21 protein-coding genes and 3 pseudogenes are annotated in these 19,105 nt (G+C 62.0%); 16 read left to right on the top strand and 8 right to left on the bottom strand.

Going from position 1 to position 19,105, the window contains the following annotated elements:
- Window positions 1-152 precede the first annotated feature (152 nt).
- Window positions 153-584 carry a PAS domain S-box protein gene (locus P0D89_RS36075; RefSeq protein ID WP_408365629.1) on the top strand — a complete coding sequence of 144 codons (432 nt, stop codon included), beginning with the start codon at window positions 153-155 and terminating at the stop codon, window positions 582-584.
- A gap of 222 nt (window positions 585-806) precedes the next feature.
- Here P0D89_RS36075 and P0D89_RS36080 read toward each other — a convergent pair whose 3' ends face one another.
- Window positions 807-1,499, bottom strand: coding sequence for a VIT1/CCC1 transporter family protein (locus P0D89_RS36080; protein ID WP_408365631.1), 693 nt, complete (start codon window positions 1,497-1,499; stop codon window positions 807-809).
- A gap of 535 nt (window positions 1,500-2,034) precedes the next feature.
- Between P0D89_RS36080 and P0D89_RS36085 the strand changes: the two genes are divergently transcribed.
- A complete protein-coding gene (locus P0D89_RS36085) occupies window positions 2,035-3,381 on the top strand; it encodes a PQQ-dependent sugar dehydrogenase (RefSeq protein ID WP_408365633.1) in 1,347 nt (448 codons plus the stop codon).
- A 198-nt stretch (window positions 3,382-3,579) separates the two neighbouring features.
- Here the strand turns inward: P0D89_RS36085 and P0D89_RS36090 are convergent, their stop codons facing one another.
- Window positions 3,580-4,053: a universal stress protein gene (locus P0D89_RS36090; protein WP_408365635.1), complete on the bottom strand. Its 474-nt coding sequence runs from the start codon at window positions 4,051-4,053 to the stop codon at window positions 3,580-3,582.
- A 39-nt stretch (window positions 4,054-4,092) separates the two neighbouring features.
- Window positions 4,093-4,437, bottom strand: a complete 345-nt coding sequence (locus P0D89_RS36095) for a hypothetical protein (protein ID WP_408365637.1) — start codon at window positions 4,435-4,437, stop codon at window positions 4,093-4,095.
- 255 nt (window positions 4,438-4,692) lie between these two features.
- Between P0D89_RS36095 and chrA the strand changes: the two genes are divergently transcribed.
- Window positions 4,693-5,910, top strand: a complete 1,218-nt coding sequence (gene chrA, locus P0D89_RS36100; protein WP_408365639.1) for a chromate efflux transporter — start codon at window positions 4,693-4,695, stop codon at window positions 5,908-5,910.
- A gap of 22 nt (window positions 5,911-5,932) precedes the next feature.
- Window positions 5,933-6,541 (top strand): annotated as a pseudogene (locus tag P0D89_RS36105) (divalent metal cation transporter); the annotation flags it as partial.
- A gap of 12 nt (window positions 6,542-6,553) precedes the next feature.
- Here P0D89_RS36105 and P0D89_RS36110 read toward each other — a convergent pair.
- Window positions 6,554-7,069, bottom strand: a complete 516-nt coding sequence (locus P0D89_RS36110) for a flavodoxin family protein (protein WP_408365641.1) — start codon at window positions 7,067-7,069, stop codon at window positions 6,554-6,556.
- Between the two features lie 221 nt (window positions 7,070-7,290).
- On the opposite strand from P0D89_RS36110, the gene P0D89_RS36115 reads away from it, so the two are divergent.
- The 7 genes from P0D89_RS36115 (at window position 7,291) to fnr (ending at window position 13,202) form a co-directional block, all read left to right on the top strand.
- Window positions 7,291-8,127, top strand: coding sequence for a universal stress protein (locus P0D89_RS36115; protein ID WP_408365643.1), 837 nt, complete (start codon window positions 7,291-7,293; stop codon window positions 8,125-8,127).
- Between the two features lie 37 nt (window positions 8,128-8,164).
- Window positions 8,165-8,674: a universal stress protein gene (locus P0D89_RS36120; protein WP_408365645.1), complete on the top strand. Its 510-nt coding sequence runs from the start codon at window positions 8,165-8,167 to the stop codon at window positions 8,672-8,674.
- Entirely contained in the window at window positions 8,671-9,498 is an 828-nt protein-coding gene (locus P0D89_RS36125; RefSeq protein ID WP_408365648.1) for a universal stress protein, read from the top strand. Before P0D89_RS36120 ends, P0D89_RS36125 begins: the two co-directional genes overlap by 4 nt.
- Before the next feature lie 269 nt (window positions 9,499-9,767).
- A complete protein-coding gene (locus P0D89_RS36130; protein WP_408365650.1) occupies window positions 9,768-11,114 on the top strand; it encodes a PAS domain-containing sensor histidine kinase in 1,347 nt (448 codons plus the stop codon).
- A complete protein-coding gene (locus P0D89_RS36135) occupies window positions 11,111-11,761 on the top strand; it encodes a response regulator (protein WP_408365652.1) in 651 nt (216 codons plus the stop codon). Before P0D89_RS36130 ends, P0D89_RS36135 begins: the two co-directional genes overlap by 4 nt.
- Before the next feature lie 228 nt (window positions 11,762-11,989).
- The gene (locus P0D89_RS36140) at window positions 11,990-12,421 is read left to right on the top strand and encodes a response regulator (RefSeq protein ID WP_408365654.1); all 432 of its coding nucleotides are present in this window, start codon (window positions 11,990-11,992) and stop codon (window positions 12,419-12,421) included.
- Window positions 12,414-13,202 (top strand): fumarate/nitrate reduction transcriptional regulator Fnr, encoded by a 789-nt coding sequence (gene fnr, locus P0D89_RS36145; protein WP_408365656.1) that lies wholly within the window; start codon window positions 12,414-12,416, stop codon window positions 13,200-13,202. The genes P0D89_RS36140 and fnr overlap by 8 nt, the downstream gene beginning before the upstream one ends.
- Before the next feature lie 102 nt (window positions 13,203-13,304).
- Here the strand turns inward: fnr and P0D89_RS36150 are convergent, their stop codons facing one another.
- Together P0D89_RS36150 and P0D89_RS36155 are read right to left on the bottom strand one after the other, a co-directional pair.
- Window positions 13,305-14,291, bottom strand: a complete 987-nt coding sequence (locus P0D89_RS36150; protein WP_408365658.1) for a zinc-dependent alcohol dehydrogenase family protein — start codon at window positions 14,289-14,291, stop codon at window positions 13,305-13,307.
- 96 nt (window positions 14,292-14,387) lie between these two features.
- Window positions 14,388-14,672: a DUF1488 family protein gene (locus P0D89_RS36155; protein ID WP_408365660.1), complete on the bottom strand. Its 285-nt coding sequence runs from the start codon at window positions 14,670-14,672 to the stop codon at window positions 14,388-14,390.
- A gap of 226 nt (window positions 14,673-14,898) precedes the next feature.
- Between P0D89_RS36155 and P0D89_RS36160 the strand changes: the two genes are divergently transcribed.
- The 4 genes from P0D89_RS36160 to P0D89_RS36175 all read left to right on the top strand — a co-directional run bounded on the left by P0D89_RS36160 (window position 14,899) and on the right by P0D89_RS36175 (window position 17,156).
- Complete coding sequence (locus tag P0D89_RS36160) at window positions 14,899-15,234, top strand: c-type cytochrome (RefSeq protein ID WP_408377967.1); 336 nt, start codon at window positions 14,899-14,901, stop codon at window positions 15,232-15,234.
- Between the two features lie 69 nt (window positions 15,235-15,303).
- Complete coding sequence (locus P0D89_RS36165) at window positions 15,304-15,678, top strand: DUF3564 domain-containing protein (protein WP_408365664.1); 375 nt, start codon at window positions 15,304-15,306, stop codon at window positions 15,676-15,678.
- 35 nt (window positions 15,679-15,713) lie between these two features.
- A complete protein-coding gene (locus P0D89_RS36170) occupies window positions 15,714-16,178 on the top strand; it encodes a hypothetical protein (RefSeq protein ID WP_408365666.1) in 465 nt (154 codons plus the stop codon).
- A 576-nt stretch (window positions 16,179-16,754) separates the two neighbouring features.
- Complete coding sequence (locus tag P0D89_RS36175) at window positions 16,755-17,156, top strand: hypothetical protein (RefSeq protein ID WP_408365668.1); 402 nt, start codon at window positions 16,755-16,757, stop codon at window positions 17,154-17,156.
- Window positions 17,157-17,344: 188 nt separating this feature from the next.
- On the opposite strand, the gene P0D89_RS36180 is transcribed toward P0D89_RS36175, so the two are convergent.
- Window positions 17,345-18,274, bottom strand: a complete 930-nt coding sequence (locus P0D89_RS36180; protein WP_408365670.1) for a hypothetical protein — start codon at window positions 18,272-18,274, stop codon at window positions 17,345-17,347.
- A 334-nt stretch (window positions 18,275-18,608) separates the two neighbouring features.
- A pseudogene (locus P0D89_RS36185) lies at window positions 18,609-18,808 on the bottom strand (IS6 family transposase); the annotation flags it as partial.
- A 20-nt stretch (window positions 18,809-18,828) separates the two neighbouring features.
- On the opposite strand from P0D89_RS36185, the pseudogene P0D89_RS36190 reads away from it, so the two are divergent.
- Window positions 18,829-18,961, top strand: a pseudogene (locus P0D89_RS36190) (transposase domain-containing protein); the annotation flags it as partial.
- Window positions 18,962-19,105: the final 144 nt, after the last annotated feature.

Below are 19,105 nucleotides of genomic sequence, written 5' to 3' on the forward strand. Positions count from 1 at the left end.
TAGCAAGCAGGACATCTTCAACCTACGCGAAGTCAAGGCGGTTTAACCGCGACACCCAAGCCCGTCAGTAGGCTCGAACCTGCGAGTACGGCGCCGTGGTCGGCGCTGTACCCAATTCGAACATTTATGTTTCTATATCCGGGGCAACGTTCATGCAAATTGCTATCGACTTTCAGCAACTTGCCAACGCAATCGGTGACGCCATCATCATTTCCGATTCACGCGGCAGCATTACTTTCTGGAACCCCGCGGCCGAACACATGTTCGGTTTTACGCAAAGCGAGGCACTCGGAAAATCGCTGGATCTGATCATTCCCGAACGTTTACGCAGTCGCCATTGGGACGGTTATCACAAAACGATGGCAACGGGCGAAACCCGATATGGCAACGATGTGCTCCGTGTCCCCGCTGTAAACAAGGATGGACAGTCTCTGTCGATCGCCTTTACGGTCGCTCTGCTGCATTCGTCGCAAAACGAACTTACCGGTATCGTTGCAGTGATCCGCGATGAAACTAAACGCTTCCAGGAGGACCGCTTGCTACGCAAACGTCTCGCGGAACTTGAAGCATCTGCGGGCGCGTGAGGAGCCGCTCGGCGGAGAAGATTCCCTCTTGCGCCTGCCGCTATGGCCGGCGTGACGACGACTGATCGAATATTTCGTACCGGTTAGCTGGAACGCGTCCAGCTATCGGAAAGCCGCTTGTCAGAGTTGTGCGTATAACGACCCGGCAATAGGAGTGCGCGACACGGCTTGGCAGGTCCGCGCCCCCTGCTCGTGACGATTTGCTTCGCTATAGCGCACTGCTTAATTCGCTCCGAATATACCGCCGACCGGTGACGCCAGCCCCATCGACAGCGCACTCCAGAAGGTGACCCGCAATACGCCGGGAACCATGTTCGCTCCCCCGACCCGGGCGGCAAATCCGCCGAGAAATGCCAGCGAAGCGAGTGCCGTCACAGCAATGCCCGGCGCCACCCATCTCTGCGGTGCGAGCGCAGTGACGATAAGCGGCAAAGCGGCCCCCGCCGAAAAGCTGCAAGCCGAGGCAAGCGCGGCCTGTAATGGTTTTGCCGTGGTGACTTCCGAGATGCCCAATTCGTCGCGCGCGTGTGCTCCGAGCGCGTCGTGAGCCATCAGGGCCTGCGCAACCTGTTGGGCGAGCGCCATGTCGAGACCACGTCGAACGTATATTGCCGCGAGTTCGCGATGTTCGCGCGCCCCGTCCGCATCAAGCTCCGCCCGCTCTTCGGCGAGCGCCGCTTTTTCGGTATCTGCCTGTGAGGAGACGGACACATACTCGCCGGTCGCCATCGACATTGCGCCGGCTACCAATCCGGCTAGCCGGGTCAGAATCAGATGCCCGTGTTCAGCATGCGCTGACGCCACGCCGACTATCAGACTTGCAGTTGAAATGATGCCGTCGTTCGCGCCAAGAACTGCAGCGCGCAGCCAGCCAATCGCATTGATGCGGTGAGGTTCTTTATGGCCCTTATGCATCTTGCGCGAACCGTCCCGTATAGCCCTATGAGCAAATTGTCATATCACTCTGATCATCACCATGGCGACCAGCGTTGAACCACCGCCGAGACACCTGGCGATCAGCCCATCCAGTCGATCACAAACTGCATCGCGATCAATACGGCTGTCAACGAAGGGAACGTACGTGCCGATACGTGATATGCAGGACGCCTGATTCCGCATTCTTCCCTCTTTGCCTGGAATCACATTGAGTTCGGGAAGCGCGCGGCGTGCGGCTCTCAAGTTGACAGTAGACCCAGTACACCGCACATGCGTCACGCTGCTAGCGACATCACCTTAAGGAAACCTGATGTCAGGTAACGCTAGTTCAATATTCAACGCAGCCGTGCATCAATCCCACATGACCGCCACGCTTACGCAACCTGGGCCAGTGAGTCGGAGCCGGGGACTTATGGCCCGACCCATTGGAGAAGTTTTCGGCCTCAGTAATCCTTGTCGTAGGCAGGCTTTTTGCTGACACCAAATAGCCAAAGCCGAAAACAGGATAACGAACATGTACTTGATGAATCGTCTGGTCGTTTCAATGGTTTTGCCGCTGGCCGCCTGCGCGATCGGACCGTCAGCTTCGAGCGATGCCGGTTTCGGCGCCGCGCCTGCCATCCCGGCTCCAGAACCGACAATAATTCCCGTGGTCAATATCGCGCCCGTTCAGGCGCGCTCCGCTGGGTTCATGCCCAGCGCGCCCAATGGGTTTTCCGTAACCGAGTTCGCCGGCGGCCTGGTACACCCGCGCTGGCTCTATACCTTGCCAAACGGTGACGTACTGGTGGCGGAAAGCGATGCACCCAAAGAGCACGACGAGGACAGCGGAATTCTCGGCTGGATCAGACATCAGGTCATGAAGCGCGCTGGCGCCGGTGTGAAGAGTCCTGATCGAATCGTGCTGTTACGGGACGCCAATGGAACTGGGGTCGCCCAACTGCAGGTCGTGTTCCTCCGCGGCCTGCATTCGCCGTTCGGAATGGCGCTTATCGGTAATGAACTCTACGTTGCGGATACGGACGCTTTGCTGCGTTTTAACTACGCTCCGGGTGCTACGGAGATCATTAGCCCTGGAGTCAAGGTTGCAGATTTGCCAGCCGGCCCGATCAACCATCACTGGACAAAGAATATCCTTGCGGATCGCTCGGGCAAGCATCTCTACATCACTGTGGGATCGAATAGCAACGCGGCGGAAAACGGCGTCGACGCCGAGGAAGGCCGCGCACGGATTATTGAGTATGACGTGGAAACCGGTCGCTTGCGACCCTATGCGACAGGATTGCGCAATGCTAACGGCCTTTCGTGGCAACCGGACAGCGGCGCGTTGTGGACGGCAGTCAACGAGCGCGACGATCTCGGCAACAACCTCGTACCCGATTACATGACGGCGGTGAAAGATGGAGCGTTCTATGGCTTTCCCTATAGCTATTACGGCCAGCACGTCGACACGCGAGTCAAACCTCAACGCCCCGACCTTGTCGCAAGGGCCATCGCACCGGACTATGCCCTCGGCAATCACACGGCTTCCCTAGGTCTTGTCTTTTACGACCGGACACTGTTCTCTGCGCACTATCGGGGCGGCGCATTTGTCGGCCAACATGGATCGTGGAACCGCAAGCCGCGAAGCGGCTACAAGGTGGTGTTCGTGCCATTCGTCGATGGAAAACCTGCTGGCGCACCGGAGGATTTTTTGAGCGGCTTTCTGACAACGGACGGCCACGCTGTGGGGCGACCGGTCGGCGTCGCGTTGGATGCGCTCGGGGCGTTGCTTGTCGCGGACGATGTGGGGAATGCCATCTGGCGAGTTGCCCCGCGTGACGACACTAACTCCGCCCGTGACTCATCAACCGGCAAATGATGCGATTTTCGACTAACCGCGCCCCGATTTGAGACGGCCCGACAGAATCACCGGGCCGTTGTCGACTTCAAATCCAACATACTTCAACTGTCAATCGGCATGGCGCTGAATGGCTTTGAGGACGCTGTACTGACGTACCTGCGGCCGCCATCCTCGATTGTCCTCCATTGCTCTGTCAGTGCCGGCGTGAGATGCGCATCAGGCCGCAGCAGGATCCTCCGTGTCGACCGGCTCACGAATCAGCAGTACAGGACACGTCGCATAGCGGACGAACCGCTCGGCCACGCTGCCGATCACCATGCGCCGCAAACCGCGACGTCCGTGCGTGCCCATCACGACCAGGTCCGTGCCACGGCGTTGCACGCAGCGCATCAACGCGCTGGCGACGTCTTCGGCGATGCCTTGGGTCTCCACAATCTCTGAGTCGCCCGGGACATTGAAGTCGCGCATCTGGGCGAGTGCGCCATGCAGCAGGCTGAGCCCGACCTGCCGCGCAGCGTCCGTCAGAAGATGCGGATCGCAGGCGCCCGCATATGTGAACGCCGCCGACTGATCCAGCACGCACACCGCCGTCAACTTGCCGTGTGAGAGTTTCGCGAGCTGGATCGCTTCGGAGAGCGCGCGCTTTGCGCCTTCGCTGCCGTCCACGGCCACCACGATGTTTGCGTACATGACTGTCTCCAGAAAAAACGTCGAAAAAACCGTTGGAAATCAGACGCGCGCGGCGCCGCGCACGAGCAGCCGTTCGGCCGCATCGAATGCCGCCCGTACCGCGCCATCAGGATCAGGGCTCTGCCGATGCTCGATCGGCATCAGTTCACCCGAGTGCAGGACCAGATCGAGACGCACATCGAACTTGAGGTGATTGCCCCGCGCGGCGTGGCGGCCGTCGGGTATCTCGTGTAACGCTCGCTCATGAATGGCCTCGATCGCAAGATGGCATCCGGAAATGAATTTGGCGAACCGCTCCAGGCGCACCAGTTGCGCTGCGGCCTCCGATTCGATCTGCGCGGATCCCGCGAACCCGAAATAGACAATCTGCATACCGATTCCCATGCTGCCCCCGCACGTGCTGTGTCCTATCCATCGACCGTTCCGGCAGCCGAAGCCGCGTACGGCAGCGCCGATGAAAACATCATCGGCGCGATTCGCGCGCGCCGATTGACCTGCATCAACGGTACGGCATTGCCCGGCCGGCCGTGCGGCCGGCTGTTCAGGCGAGCGCGCGTCCACACACCACAGCGCCAATGGTCACCCGGGTGTGCTATTTTCCGGAGCCTATCCCGACATACAAGCGGTACCACCATTTCCATGCGCAACACGGACACAGAGACTCCCCTTGCCGTAGCGGCACATAGCTCGCCGTGGACGCTCTTCTGCATTTTTCTGAGGCTCGGCCTGACTTCGTTCGGTGGCCCGGCGGCCCATCTCGGCTACTTTCGCGACGAATTCGTCAGGCGCCGCCAATGGCTCGATGAACACACGTTCAGCGACGTGGTCGCGCTGTGCCAGTTTCTGCCTGGACCAGGCAGCAGTCAGGTCGGCATCGCAATCGGGCGTCTGCGTGGCGGCGTGGCGGGCGCGATAGCGGCCTGGCTCGGCTTTACGCTGCCGTCGGTGTTCTTGCTCGTGGCGTTTGCCTTTGGCTTCACGAGTCTGTCGGACGCGACTTCGCTTCTCCTGTTGCGAGGGCTGAAGATCGCAGCGGTCGCCGTAGTCGTGCAGGCAGTCTGGTCGATGGGACGCATGCTCTGTCCCGACCGCGCACGTGTGACTATCGCGGCAGTTTCCGCAATAGCAGTCATCCTGCTCGGCGCGGCCTATGGGCAGGTCGCGTCGATCGTGGTCGCCGGAATCGCTGGCGCCGCCTTTCTGAAGTCATCGACCGAGGTGCCGAGCGCACCGCTCGGCATGCCGGGGACGAAAGCCGGCGCACTCGCCTGTTTCGTGGCTTTCGCACTGCTGCTGTTCGGATTGCCCGCCGTCGCAGCCTATCTGCACAGTTATCCGCTCGATCTATTCTCGGCGTTCTACCGGGTCGGATCGCTGGTGTTCGGCGGCGGCCACGTCGTGTTGCCACTGCTCGAAGCGGTCGCCGTGCCGCGCGGCTGGGTTTCCTCGAACGCGTTCATGGCAGGCTACGGCGCGGCGCAGGCGGTTCCCGGTCCGCTTTTTTCGTTCGCCGCATTTCTTGGCGCCGCCAGCACGGGTCATCCGTCAGGCGTGGTTGGCGCACTGATCGCCACCCTCGCGATCTTCCTGCCATCGTTTCTGCTGGTCGGTGCGGCACTCCCCCTGTGGGGCGAGTTACGCGCTTTCGCGTCGATGCGGCGCGCAATGGCCGGCATCAACGCCGCCGTGGTCGGCATCCTGCTCGCCGCGCTCTACGACCCCGTGTGGACCAGCGCTGTGCATACAGGGCACGACTTCGCGCTGGTCGTCGTGGCGCTGGTGCTGCTCGGCTGGTGGCGCATGCCGTCGTGGGCGGTCGTGCTTTTGACGACCGCACTCGCGTGGTGGTTCGTTTAAAAGCGGCACTGTCCTACGTCCAGACGGCGCGCCGCTCGTGAGCGCCCCTCATACAGCGCGCACGGAAATGCGGCGCATCCGCTGGGACACCTGGAGCGGCATGCTCTATTCCGATCTCACCGCCTACTTCATCATGCTCGCCACTGCCGTCACGCTGCACGTCGCGGGGGTGACCGACATCACCACCGCCGCACAGGCGGCCAGCGCGCTGCGCCCGCTTGCCGGCAACTTCGCGTATCTGCCGTTCGCGCTCGGCATACTTGGCGTGGGATTCATCGGGGTGCCCGTGCTGGCGGGGTCGGGCGCTTATGCGTTGGCCGAAGCGATGGGATGGCAGGAGGGGCTCGAGCGCAAGCTGCGCGATGCGCGCGGTTTCTACGGCATTATCGCGGTGAGCGTGCTGGCCGCGCTGGCGATCCAGTTTTCGCCGATCAGCCCGATGAAAGCGCTGTTCTGGAGCGCGGTCATCAACGGCGTGGTGGCCGTGCCGTTGATCTTGGTGATCCTGCTGCTCGTGTCGAAACGCAGGGTGATGGGGGACTTCACCGCGAGCCGGACGCTCCTCGTGCTCGGCTCGGTTGCGACAGCGGTGATGGGCGCGGCAGCCATGCTGATGCTGCTGCCGGTCTGAAACGGACGTGGATCAGCAGGTCCATTCCAGCGCTGCATAGTGGGCGAGATGAGTTTTCAGCACGCTCACAAACAGCATCAGCGACGCGGCCACCACGCCGCGCTGCACTTCGGAGGCGCGCACCTTGCATTGCGCGACCGCCGCTCTACCGGCCAGCGCACGCATCTCGTCAAAGGCGGCCTGGCTGCCGAAGCCGCCGAAGCTGCAAAAGAACGCCACATGTCTGAAGTTCGACCGGTTCTCGAGCAGATACGCGCGGACCGGCGCGGACACCGAGCCTGCCCATACGGGCGTGCCCACCACAACGAGGTCGTACTGCGCGGTATCCAGCCCTGGCGGGACAATCTCGGCTGGCTGCTTGCGCCACGAGTCGAGGAGACAACGCAGGTATCCGGAAGCACCGCGCCGCCCGGTCAAATCGCAGATTTCTTCGAGGTCGGCGGACAGCATCCTGGCAAGCGTGGATGCCAGCATGCGCGTGGTGCCGGTGCGGGAAAAGAAAACGACTAGAACGCGGGGCTCAGCCATGACTCGCTCCTCCAGAGAGAAATACTCGGGCGACGGCACGGCCGCCTCGCATGTCGGGGAGCATAGGCGGCACGCAGCCCTGGGACTTGACCTGGGTCAAACATGACTTTCATGCGCCGCGCCGAAGCCGCTGTTGATCTGCATCAACGGGGCCGCTGCCATCGTCCCTAGACTCAAGCTCACCTGTCCGCGCGTCACCTTCCTCTCCCGGAGCGACTGCCATGAGTTACAAAACCATCGTTGTTCATCTCGACAACAGCCAGCGTGCGCACCCGCGGCTCGAAATCGCGCTGCGCCTCGCCAAACAGTTCGATGCGCATCTGACCGGCGCGTTCGCCGTCTTTACGCCGGATCCCCGCTCGCTGTATGTGATGGCGGGAACCGCGGACTACTACGCCACGCACGCAGAGATTCGCGCGGAGCGGCGCGCGGCGCTGGAACGGCTCTTTCATGCCGAACTGCGGCGTGCCGACGTGGCGGGCGAATGGATCGCCATGGACGAGCCCGCCAGTCTCGCCATACCCCGCGCGGGCCGCTGCGCGGATCTCATCGTGGCCGGCCAGGACGACCCGGGTGATCCGGAATCGTATGTCGGCGACTTCTTCCCCGAAAACCTGATTCTGTCGTGCGGCCGCCCGGTGCTACTGGTGCCCAATGCAAGCAATGAACGGTCAACCGGTGCCCGGGTGTTGGTCGCGTGGGACGGCAGCCGCGAAGCCACGCGCGCCGTGCACGACGCGCTGCCGTTCATGCGGACCGCACAAAGCACCACGATCCTCAGCGTCAACGCCGCGCACGCAGGCGAGCACGGCCGCATTCCCGGCGCGGACATCGCCACCGTGATTGCACGACATGGCGCACCTGTAAAGGTCGAGAACATTGAAACCGGACCGGGAGGATCGGTCGGCGAAGTGCTGCTTTCGCAGGTGGCCGACAGCGGCGCCGATCTGCTGGTGATGGGCGCCTATGGCCATGCCCGCTGGCGCGAACTGGTAATGGGCGGCGCCACGCGCACGATTCTCCGCTCGATGACCGTGCCGGTGCTGATGTCGCACTGAGCGCGGCCTGCCCTCTTCCTGTTCTGGAGTGTTCGCCATGTACAAACAGATGCTGGTTGCAGTCGACTGCAGCGAAACCTCGGCGCGCGCACTGACCGCCGCTGTCCAGCTGGCACGGGATTCGGGTGCGCGACTGCAGCCGCTCAACGTCGTCGACGTGCCGCTGATGTCCTATGACGTGCCCGGCTACGACCCGTCATACGTGCGCGACGCGCTCAGCGAGGAAGGGCGGCACGTGCTGGCCGACGCCGCTGCGCTAATGGCCAGGGCCGGCGTAAAGGGCCCGACGCGCACGGTCGAAACCGAGCTGATGACGGGCGAAGACATCGCACACCGCATCCAGCGCGCCGCGCGGGAGTTCAACGCCGACCTCGTGGTGATGGGCACACACGGCCGGCGTGGCGTGCGACGGCTGATGCTCGGCAGCGTCGCAGAACATTTTCTGCGCATCGCCACCTGTCCGGTGCTGCTGATCTCCGGGCATTGCGCATCGCCTTGCGCAGACTTTACACAGGCTGCTGGAGCACTCGTCAAGGAGCCGTCATGAACTGCAAAACCCTGCTGGTGCATCTCGACAACAGCACTCATTGCGATGCGCGGCTCGACTACGCACTGCAGATGGCGGCGCGCCACGACGCGCATCTGATCGGCCTTTATGTGGTTTGCGAAGAACTGACAAGACCGCTCTTTCTGCATGAAGACCACATCTGGATCGCCAGCCGTGACGCGCAACACGACGCCAATCAGAAGCGCGTGCATGCGCGCTTCATCGCCGCCACCGGGCGTGCCGGAGGCAGCGCGGAATGGCGAGCGCCGGATGGCCCATCGGCCGAAACGGCGATTCTGCACGCGCGCCATGCCGATCTGCTGATCCTCGGCCAGGAAGACGCGGAGGACCGGAGCGCGTATATCGCGCGGCAGTTCGTCGAGGACGTGGTGATGGGTTCGGGGCGTCCTGCGATCGTGCTGCCCCATGCGGGACCGGCGAGCCCCCGGATGGAGAACGTCATGATCGCGTGGGATGGCGGCCGCGAAAGCGCGCGGGCTGCGACCGACGCGCTGCCGCTCATTCGTCGCGCCAGTTTCGTCACGATTATGACGGTGCAGCGTCATCCGCGGGACGGCGAGCCGACCGGTATCGACGTCGCCGCCTGGCTGGCGCGCCACGGTATCGAAGCGAGCTTCACTACCGCACCGAAGGCATCCGGCGTCAATACCGGCGCCATGCTGCTCAATATGCTGGCCGACCGTCATATCGATCTGCTGGTGATGGGCGCGTATGGCCACGCCCGGGCTCAGGAACGGTTGCTCGGCGGCGTCACGCGCACCATGTTGCAGTCGATGACCGTGCCCGTGTTGATGTCGCATTGAATGGCGCGGTGATACCGGGCCGGTGCTCTGGCGTTCCAGTTGCGGGGCAACCCGCACGGCGCACGATCACCCAGCCCGGCGGCACTGGCACTAAGCCTACGTTTCACGCACAATGAGCGCGAACATTCGCCGTTCGCACGATACTCCGGTGGTCCGCCGCCACGGCAAGCATGACAACCACGGAACCGGGATGCTCGCACTCCGCGCCTCCATGGCAACACATCGGGCAGCGCAACCTGTTCTTGTCGGCAGTTTCCGAAGAGGCCCCCATGGCCACTCGCGCTAAGACGCCCCCTTCGCCCGATCCCCACGCACGCGGGCGGCTGGCCTTGCACGTGACACAACCCACGTTCGCAGCCGCGGCGACGTTCTGTGTAACGCTTACCGCAATGCTGGCAACGCAACGCTGGTTCGATTCAACGCGGTTCCTTTGCGTCGCCGCCGCCCTTTTTCTGGCTACGAGCGCCTACATGCTGGCACGCGCGCGCCGCGACGATCTACTCGCGAGCGCAGAAGCAAGCACGCAGAGTAGTCAGTCCGGCGTGAGCGAAGCCCGGATGATGGCCATCATCCGGGCTTCGAAGGAGGCGATCATCACCATCGACGAACATCAGCGCATCGTCATCTTCAATCCGATGGCGGAACAGGTGTTCGGCTGTTCCGTCATGGATGCGGTCGGCGCGCCGCTCGATCGCTTCATCCCCGAGCGGTTTCGCGCGGCGCACGCGCGTCACGTCGAACAGTTCGGGGTGACAGGCGTGTCGGACCGGCAGATGGGCACCCAGCGCGTACTGTGGGGTTTGCGCGCCAACGGCGAGGAATTTCCGCTGGAGGCGTCCATTTCGCAGATCCCTGACGGCAACACACGCCTCTACACAGTGATGCTGCGCGATATTACCGAACGCGTCAAAGCGGAGCGTGCGCAACGGCAGGCGCGCGAAGAACTGCGTGAGCTTTCGGCCAACCTGCAAAAGGTGCGCGAAGAGGAGAAAACGCGGATCGCACGCGAACTGCACGACGACCTCGGTCAGCAACTCACTGCGCTCAAAATGGACCTTGCATCGGTCGAAGAGGCTCTGGACGCGTCAGCGGGTGCGCCAGTGCGACCACAATTGCAAAGCATGCGCCGCCTGATCGATGTAACGGTCGCCTCGCTGCGCCGCATTGCCGCCGATCTGCGGCCGGTCATGCTCGACGATCTCGGCCTGATACCCGCAATCGAATGGCTTTCCAACGACTTCACGAACCGCCACGGTATCGACGTGGAGCGTCACATCGACACTGGCGACGCGCGTTTCACCCCGGCCGGCGCGACCGCCCTGTTTCGCATCGTGCAGGAAGCGCTGACCAATGTAGCGCGGCATGCCGATGCCACGCGGGTCACGTTGAGCCTGCACGCCGAGAATCAGAACTTCGTGTTGCGCATCGCCGACAATGGCCAGGGCGCGCATCGCGCCGCCGATCCGGCTGCCAAATCATTCGGCTTGCTCGGCGTTCGTGAACGGGCGCATATGCTTGGCGGAGCCGTCGACATTCATACCGCGCACGGCAAAGGCTTCGCGCTAACCGTCACCATTCCGGCACAGACCGTGCAATTGCAGGAGATGCAAACATGACCCGCGTATTGATCGCCGACGACCATGCGCTCGTCCGCGACGGTCTTCGGCATATCCTGCAAGGCGCAAGCGGCTTTGAAGTGGTCGGCGAAGCGTGCGACAGCACCAGCGCGATCGCACTGATCCGCGAGCGCGCCGCCGATGTGATGGTGCTCGATCTGTCGATGCCCGGCCGTAATGGCGTCGAGCTGATCAAACAGATCAAGGAAGAAAAACCGGCGCTGCGCATTCTCGTGCTGACCATGCACGCCGAGCAGCAGTACGCGGTGCGTGCATTCAAGGCAGGTGCGTCCGGTTATCTGACCAAGGAAAGCGCGAGTGCCGAACTGGTGGCGGCCGTGACCAAAGTGGCCGCCGGCGGCGTCTACGTCAGCCTGGCGATGGCCGAGCGGTTTGCCCAGAGCCTGAACGAGCCGACCGATCTGCTCCCGCATCAGCGACTGTCCGACCGGGAGTTCGACGTCATGAAGCGCATTGCCGCCGGTCAAACGATCACCGAAATCGCGGCCGAACTCTGTGTGAGCAGCAAGACCGTCAGCACGTACAAGACGCGCATCCTCGAAAAAATGCAGGTGCCGCACGAGGCTGCGCTGGTGCGCTATGCGATGCGTCACAAACTGGTCTACGACGAGGAGGACGACATCTGAACGCCGCCGCAAACCACCGTTTGCGGGTGGCCCGCGACCCGATTCAAGCCAGGGCGCCCCGTATCCCTTCTCCGACCTGCCGCGCACCCCGCCCGCAGTTCACCCAGGGATCCGCCTGATCCGCTTCACTTTATTGTAGGAAACGCCCTACAGACCTTCCCACTTGCCTACTCGAAGTTCATTCCCCGCCGATTTTATTTTGGGACAGCGCGGCCGATACTTCGAGCCATGAACTCAAGCCCTGACCGCCCCGCCCTGCGTGTGTTTCTCGCCGACGACGCAGCGTCAGTGCGGCGCCGCATGGCCGCGCTTTTGGGCGCACTCGACGGCGTGGAGATCGTCGGCGAAGCCGAAGAGCCCGCTGCGGCGTTCGCGGCCATCGATACTGCGGCGCCCGACCTGGTCGTGACGGACCTGCATCTGAGCGGCGGCACTGGCATGGAGTTGTTAGCGCTGCTCACACAAAGAATGCCGCATGTGACTGTCATGGTGATGACGAATCGTTTCAACGCCTGGTTTCGCCGCGCATGCCTGATGGGCGGCGCCCATTACTTTTTCGACAAGACCAGCGAATTTGATCTGGCGCGGAACACGATCCAGCGGATCGCCAGCGAACATCGCACGCGCACCCTTCTCCAATCAGGAGCACATCATGTCTGACGTCGCCGCCTATTGCCCAATCTCGCCAGCGCCTGTCCGCCCACAGGCACCGCCCGCTCCCCAACACGTGCCGGCAACCGCGCGAGCGCCGGGCAAGAACGCACTGCGCTGCACGGTCTGCTCCATGCGCTCTATCTGCATGCCGCAGGGCCTGACGTCCGACGAATTGCAAAGGATGGAATCGCTCATTTGCCCATCGCGGACCATCAAACAGGGCGAGACGATCTATCGCGCGAACGATTCGTTCCAGAGCATCTATGCCGTGCGCGCCGGCTCCTTCAAGACAGTCGTTATGCACCGCGACGGCGGCGAGCAGGTAATCGGCTTTCATCTCGCCGGCGACTCGCTCGGGCTCGACGGCGTGAGCTCCGGCCACCATAGTTGCGATGCCGTGGCGCTCGAAGACAGCAAGGTCTGCATCATCCCGTTCCATCTGCTCGAAGCCATGTGCCGGGAAGTCAAGGCCGTCCAGCAACACCTGCACCGGATGATGGGCAGCGAGATCGTGCGCGAGTCGTCACAGATGATGTTGCTCGGCACGATGTCTGCCGAACAGCGCGTCGCGACGTTCCTGCTGAACCTGTCGGATCGCTTGAGAATGCGCGGGTATTCGCCGACAGAATTTCACCTGCGTATGACGCGCGAGGAAATCGGCAGCTATCTGGGAATCAAGCTCGAAACGGTAAGCAGGATGCTCTCCAGATTCCAGCGTGACGGATTGGTCGATATACGGGGCAAGGACATCCGGATCCTCGATCACGAGGGCCTTGTGCGGGTTTAATTGAGCTTTACATCAGGGGGTTGAAGCGCGATCCGGTTCACTGCCGGCAGCACCGCAATCGAGGGCCGCCGCGCCCCCAAGCGCCCCAGCCAGCCCCACCGGCTAACGAACGGCAAGCACGGCCGCGCCCGTCAACCTGCCATCGCGCAGGTCGCCCAGCGCCCGATTGGCATCCGTCAGCGGATAACTCGTAGTTTCGATTGCGAGACGCATTTCGGCCGCAATGCGCATGAAGCCCAGCCCATCATCGCGCGTCAGATTCGCGACCGACACCACGCGCCGCTCGCCCCACAACATTGCATACGGGAACGACGGAATATCGCTCATGTGAATCCCGCCGCACACCACCACACCACCTTTAGCGACCGCCCGCAATGCCTGCGGAATGAGCGCGCCGATGGGCGCAAAAAGCAAAGCCGCATCCAGTTCGTCGGGCGGCGCCTGCTCGCTGCTGCCCGCCCATGCCGCGCCGAGACGGAGCGCGAGTTGCTGGGCTGCGCGATCACCCGGCCGCGTGAACGCGTACACCGTGCGCTGCTGATGACGCGCGACCTGCGCAACGATATGGGCCGCCGCGCCGAACCCGTAGATACCGATTCGCTGCGCGTCGCCCGCCATGCTCAACGTGCGATAACCGATGAGGCCTGCGCATAGCAGCGGTGCTGCCTCGATGTCCGTGTATTGAGCCGGTAGATGAAAGCAGTACCGGCTGTCGGCGACCGTGCGCTCCGCGTAGCCGCCGTCGATCGTATAGCCCGTGAATCCGGGCTCGTCGCAGAGATTTTCCCGCGCCGACAGACAGTAGCGGCAATGCCCGCATGTGTGGCCAACCCACGGCACCCCCACCCGGTCGCCGACGACGAACCCCGTCACCCCCGCGCCGAGATCGGCGACCGTGCCGACAATTTCGTGACCCGGGATCACAGGCTGTTTGGGATGCTGCAGCTCGTGGTCGACCAGATGAAGATCAGTGCGGCATACGCCGCACGCACGAATATCGATCAGCAGCTGCCCGGGACCGGGCGCGGGATCTGGCACCTCCTGCTCACGCAGTAACGACGCGCTGCCGTCGAACACCATCGCACGCATAGGATTCTCCTCGAACCTGCACGGCCGGCTCCCACCTCACTTCGCGCCGACATGGCGGATCGAAAGCGGCGCTTCACCGGGCCGGCCCGCGAAAAGTCACTCGCAAAAGCGGAAATAACCGCTGTGCATGAGCACCGGTTTGGCACCGACCTCGTTCAGCAATTCCCTTGCTGCGTGTTCGATTGGATGCCGGTTCGAGTTGAATGCAGCAATCAGGTCGTCTTCGCGCAGCGAAGCGGCCCCGAAATGGTCTTCGAGCGCCTCCGCCGTGATCGCGCACTGTACGCGCGCGCCGTCCACTTCGGCCGGAAATGCGACGACGAGGTCACGCGCGCAATACTCCGGATGTTCCTCTGGAAAATGAATCTTCATGACCACCACCTGATTCCTTGCGCAGGATGCGGGGCTGGAGTGGCGTGTCTGCACACCTACGCATTGTCGACCGCCTTCGAGACGGCCCGCTCTGTGCGAGGTCCGCCTGTCACCAGCATAGGAGCTATGCGCGACACGTCAAATTCAGACCTTGCGCCCTGGTTGACCGAGGTCAACGGCGTTCTGGTTTGCGCCCCTACACTGAAGTCATTCCCCCTGCACAGGAGTGCGTGCCGTGAATGCCCCAACGCGCAGCTGCCTGGCGGCGTGTGCCGTGTTGGTGCTGGCCAGCTCTGCAGCGCATGCCGAGCCGGAGCCGACCGCGCTGGTCGATCAGCAACACTGCATGTTTTGCCACACGCGCGACGCGCCGTTTCTCGCGCCGTCGTTCCAGCAGATCGCCGAGCGCTACCGCAACGTGCCGGACGCGCAGTTCATGCTGGAGCATAAATTGCGGCTCGGCGGCAAAGCGCATTGGGGCGATATGGCGATGCCGCTGCCGGCCGATCGCGGCGGGCCGTTATCGGCGGAGAATGCTCATACCCTGGTGCAATGGGTCTTGAGTCAATGAACCATCTTTAAGTCACGATTGTCGCGGCCTGATTCAATTGAACGGGACCGCATGTTTCGGAGAATTTTCATGCGCCTCACGGTACACCTCGACACGTTCAATAGTGTCCATCCAATGGCATTTGCCATTCTCTGGCTCGACAAGGACACGCGACAATGGTCTCGCGAAGCTCACCTGGGGCTCGATCTGCCCGAATGGGGCGCGCTGCATGTGGATTACGGCAATACGCTGGTGTGCGGCCCGCATGACGCGACCCCCGTGTGTGTGCTCGAAGGCCTGGATCTGAACGATTGCAGCGGGCCGTTCGAAGGCGAGTCCGGGCGCGCGCAGTGGTGCGCCGAACGCGGCCGCGTCCTGATGTCCGGCCACTGGCATGTGCAGTGTATCGACAACGAGCAGGCACAGCCGGAACACAGCTTGTTTGCTGCCGGCGACGAAGCGTAAAGCGCTGACGTCATCAGCACTTCGAGGCAACAGTCATGGGACTTGCAACCGATCTGGACGGCGTCCGCCATGCTTACGGACTGTGTTTCGTACGCGCGCCGTGGGCCTATTTCACGCGCGCGCCACTCGACCAGCAATGGGGCGACGGATGGGAACGCTCGCCTTATGAAAGACATGCCGGCCTGCCCTACGACGACGCACCGCAGCAGATCCTGACCGTCGCGTTCGACGGGCCGCTGCTGCCGCCCGACGCCGGGTACGACGGTCGCGAGCGCAGTGTCAACGAGATCAATCGCGGCGAAGCTCCGTGGCTGCGCACGCAGGATTTCGTCAGCAACGCGCCGGTTCGGATCGCCGCGGGCGCGTCGCTCGAAAAATTCGTGGAACTGGTCGAACTGGCTGGAGGCCATGTATTTGCCCCGCTCGGCTGGGGCGCGTTACGGCTCGAGCCGAGCGGGCCGGCCCGGCCGCCGCGGGCTGTAAAGGGCGGGCATGCATGACCAGCGCTGCGCACCATCCTCCGCGCTTATGTATCGCCGTCGCCCGCTGAATTGAGCAAGCGACCTGACGGCGACCAATTCGATAGCACCGATGCAGTCATCGAATCGTCGGCAATCGCCAAGCCGTTTGAAACGTCGACAAAAACCGAAGTACCTTGAAGTCCAAATCTCAGGCGGCAAAATCGCCCTTCAATCTTTTTTATCGTCGCAGCGTGACCTTACCGGATGATCCGAAGGCGCGAACCGTTCCGACCATGCGCAGTTCCCGCAACAATCCGGTGCGTGCCCGGTTCGCACGCGGAGAAACACGTAACCGCCATCTGCGCCGCTCGACCGCCTCACGCCGGTTTTTGGTCTCCTCACAGTGCTTGCCTCGGCATGTTCAATGTGGTTACGCCTTGATATGAGTAGGTGCTTCTTTCAGGCGATATTCCCACACACCTCCACCTCCGTGGCGGCGTGTTTCATCCCGATTGTTCGATAGACAGGCAGTAGCAGCCGATCTTCGCGTTCTACCACTGCGGCAAAGATGCCTTTACAATCCAGCACTTCGATCAGACAACCGTGATTTGCGCCATGAAATACCTCCTTGCATCGACATTCGCGGCGGTCATCGCAGCAGCGGGCACGACCGCGAAAGCCGAAACATCCGGGGGCAGTGATGCAGCCAAACAGTTGTGCGCCATTGGGTATGTCACCGGCGTCGGTGGATCGGCACAGAGCGTTCGCGAATATCTTGCAGCCCCCGACAGGGACAAATATCGCTACCTTGCAGACAACCCGATCCGATGCCAGGTCTCCGACGAGGGGCGCGCGTCTGCCTGTACCGGCATCACAAGCCTTCGGAATGAAAAAGTCAGCGTGTACGACGACATCGACAGCATGACGATGGCCGTGGTCGCACGCGTGGAACTCGATCAGGGGACCTACCCGGTGATTATCGTTGTGCCAAAGCACGACGTGAAATGCGACGAGTGAAAGCCCTCACGACGCCAACCGGTGTCGATTTCTATGGGTGGCTTGGCCATGCCGAGTCGGGTGAATCCATCGCGGGATCTGGTGTGGCCGGCGGCGATTTAGAAAGGTCAACACACTATCATCGTCTCCCGGTTCGACTGTGTTGCTGATACGGCTGTAGGTAGGCAATCGGCACGCACCGATCCTGCTCACTGTTCCGTCTGCTGTCGTTCATATTCCTTGTGTTTCATCTGGAGATATTCCTGCCGATCCAGCTCGTGTAGTTGTCGCGGATACTGTTCAGTGGCGTCAAACCAGTTAGTCAGGCGTTGCTCCAGACGCTTGTCGGGCGAGTTGGAGAGCGCGCCAAGATAGGCATCTATCGCCAGGTAGTAGCGCATTGTATTGCGTTCCACCAGACCGCGAACTCCGCCAATATATTCAGTCTGTTCGGAGGACGGAGCACTGGCAGTGGTAAACCCGACCTTATCGCTGCCGATAGTCGCCAGATACGTTTTCATCGCGAGCCTCCCCGCCATGCCGTAACTATACGAGTAGGTCAGGTGCAGAAAGGTCCGGTCGCCACTGATGTCTACCGCTTCGAGCACGATACGGTAGTCCTTTGTGCTCAGTGGGCCGCTGTCGGCGTTGAGGACCACCTGGAAATATCCTGGGCTAGTGGGTGATGCGTGGTAATGGAATTGCACGCGGTAGGTGTCCGCGACTTTCTGCTCGACTTTTCTGCCTATGTTCACGCTCACGATGCTGCCGTTGCTGCCTGTCGAGGCGTGGCAATACTTGATATTAAGGTGCAGTATCAGCAAATCGCACCAGTTGGCAGGGCCGTGAACGGGGTCATTGAGCGCGCCGCTGACCGTGGCGAATGGGTAGTCGACGACGGCGTAAATGTCGCCCTTGAGCGCGGTCGGTGACTCTGCCGATTCAAGATACAGCGGGCGCCGGAACTGGTTATGTTCAAGCTGTTGCGACAGGCTCTCGTACTTGCCACGCAACCTCGAAGCATCGTCCGCCGCCAACGCGAGCAGGCCAAGGCACAGCCAGCATACAGCCAAGGTCGCTAACAACAATCTGAATGTGCCTCGTCTTTTCGTGCCGATGGTTTTAGCAATCGCGGCCATTTACGTGCTCCCGCCCCAAGTTGCTGGTACTTACCCTACAGCATACCCCGTCGATCATTGTCTGTCCGGGCCGCACACACGCAGATCACCCACCACTCCTGGGGTAATCGCCATTGCCCGAAGCGCCAGGCGAACGCTGCGCGCGGGCGACTAGAGGCTAGTCGGCGGATCTACTGCCCTTGGAACTTCACCTCATCAGCAGCGATCAGCGCGGTTGTCTGGTACAACAAGGCGGCGATCTTCGGTTTGCTGTTCGATGCCGCAACTGAGACCCCACGGGTTTTGTCGCGATAAGGATGGAAGGACGCGGAAGGTCCGATATGAGCAGGACTGCTTACATCACCAGTGAATAGAATGCTTGGGCAGTGATTCGCGCAACGCCATCGTCCTTCGTCTCCCCCTTCCTGATAAGGTTCGTCACTTCAATGCCAGACAGGAGGAGGCGGGCGCAACAGAGATTCTTCAACCCCAGCATCGGATGGGTATGTCGCTTGATCGCCCGATGATGTTGTTCAGATACTTATTCTGGCGAATCCCCACTGTCTGAACGGCCTGACCCTCAGGCGTACCCGCATCACGCCATCGAGCGCATCGCTGACCACCCAATCAACCGCATCGACGAACCGCTGGCCATGGAATGTGGAATTGTTGCTGCCGCCTTCCGTTCATGTCGAAGCCGTCCGTTAGCATCGCCGCTCCCTCCAGTAAACAACTTTCGCTACGGTGCCGGCCGCGCGCTTACCCTTGCTCCCTTGTTACGATGACTACACCTTCTCACCGCACGTACGTGCGTTCAAGACGGGATGCGCTAACGGATACGGAGAGAACCGT

The organism is Paraburkholderia sp. RL18-085-BIA-A (genome assembly GCF_046027075.1).
GTDB lineage: Bacteria > Pseudomonadota > Gammaproteobacteria > Burkholderiales > Burkholderiaceae > Paraburkholderia.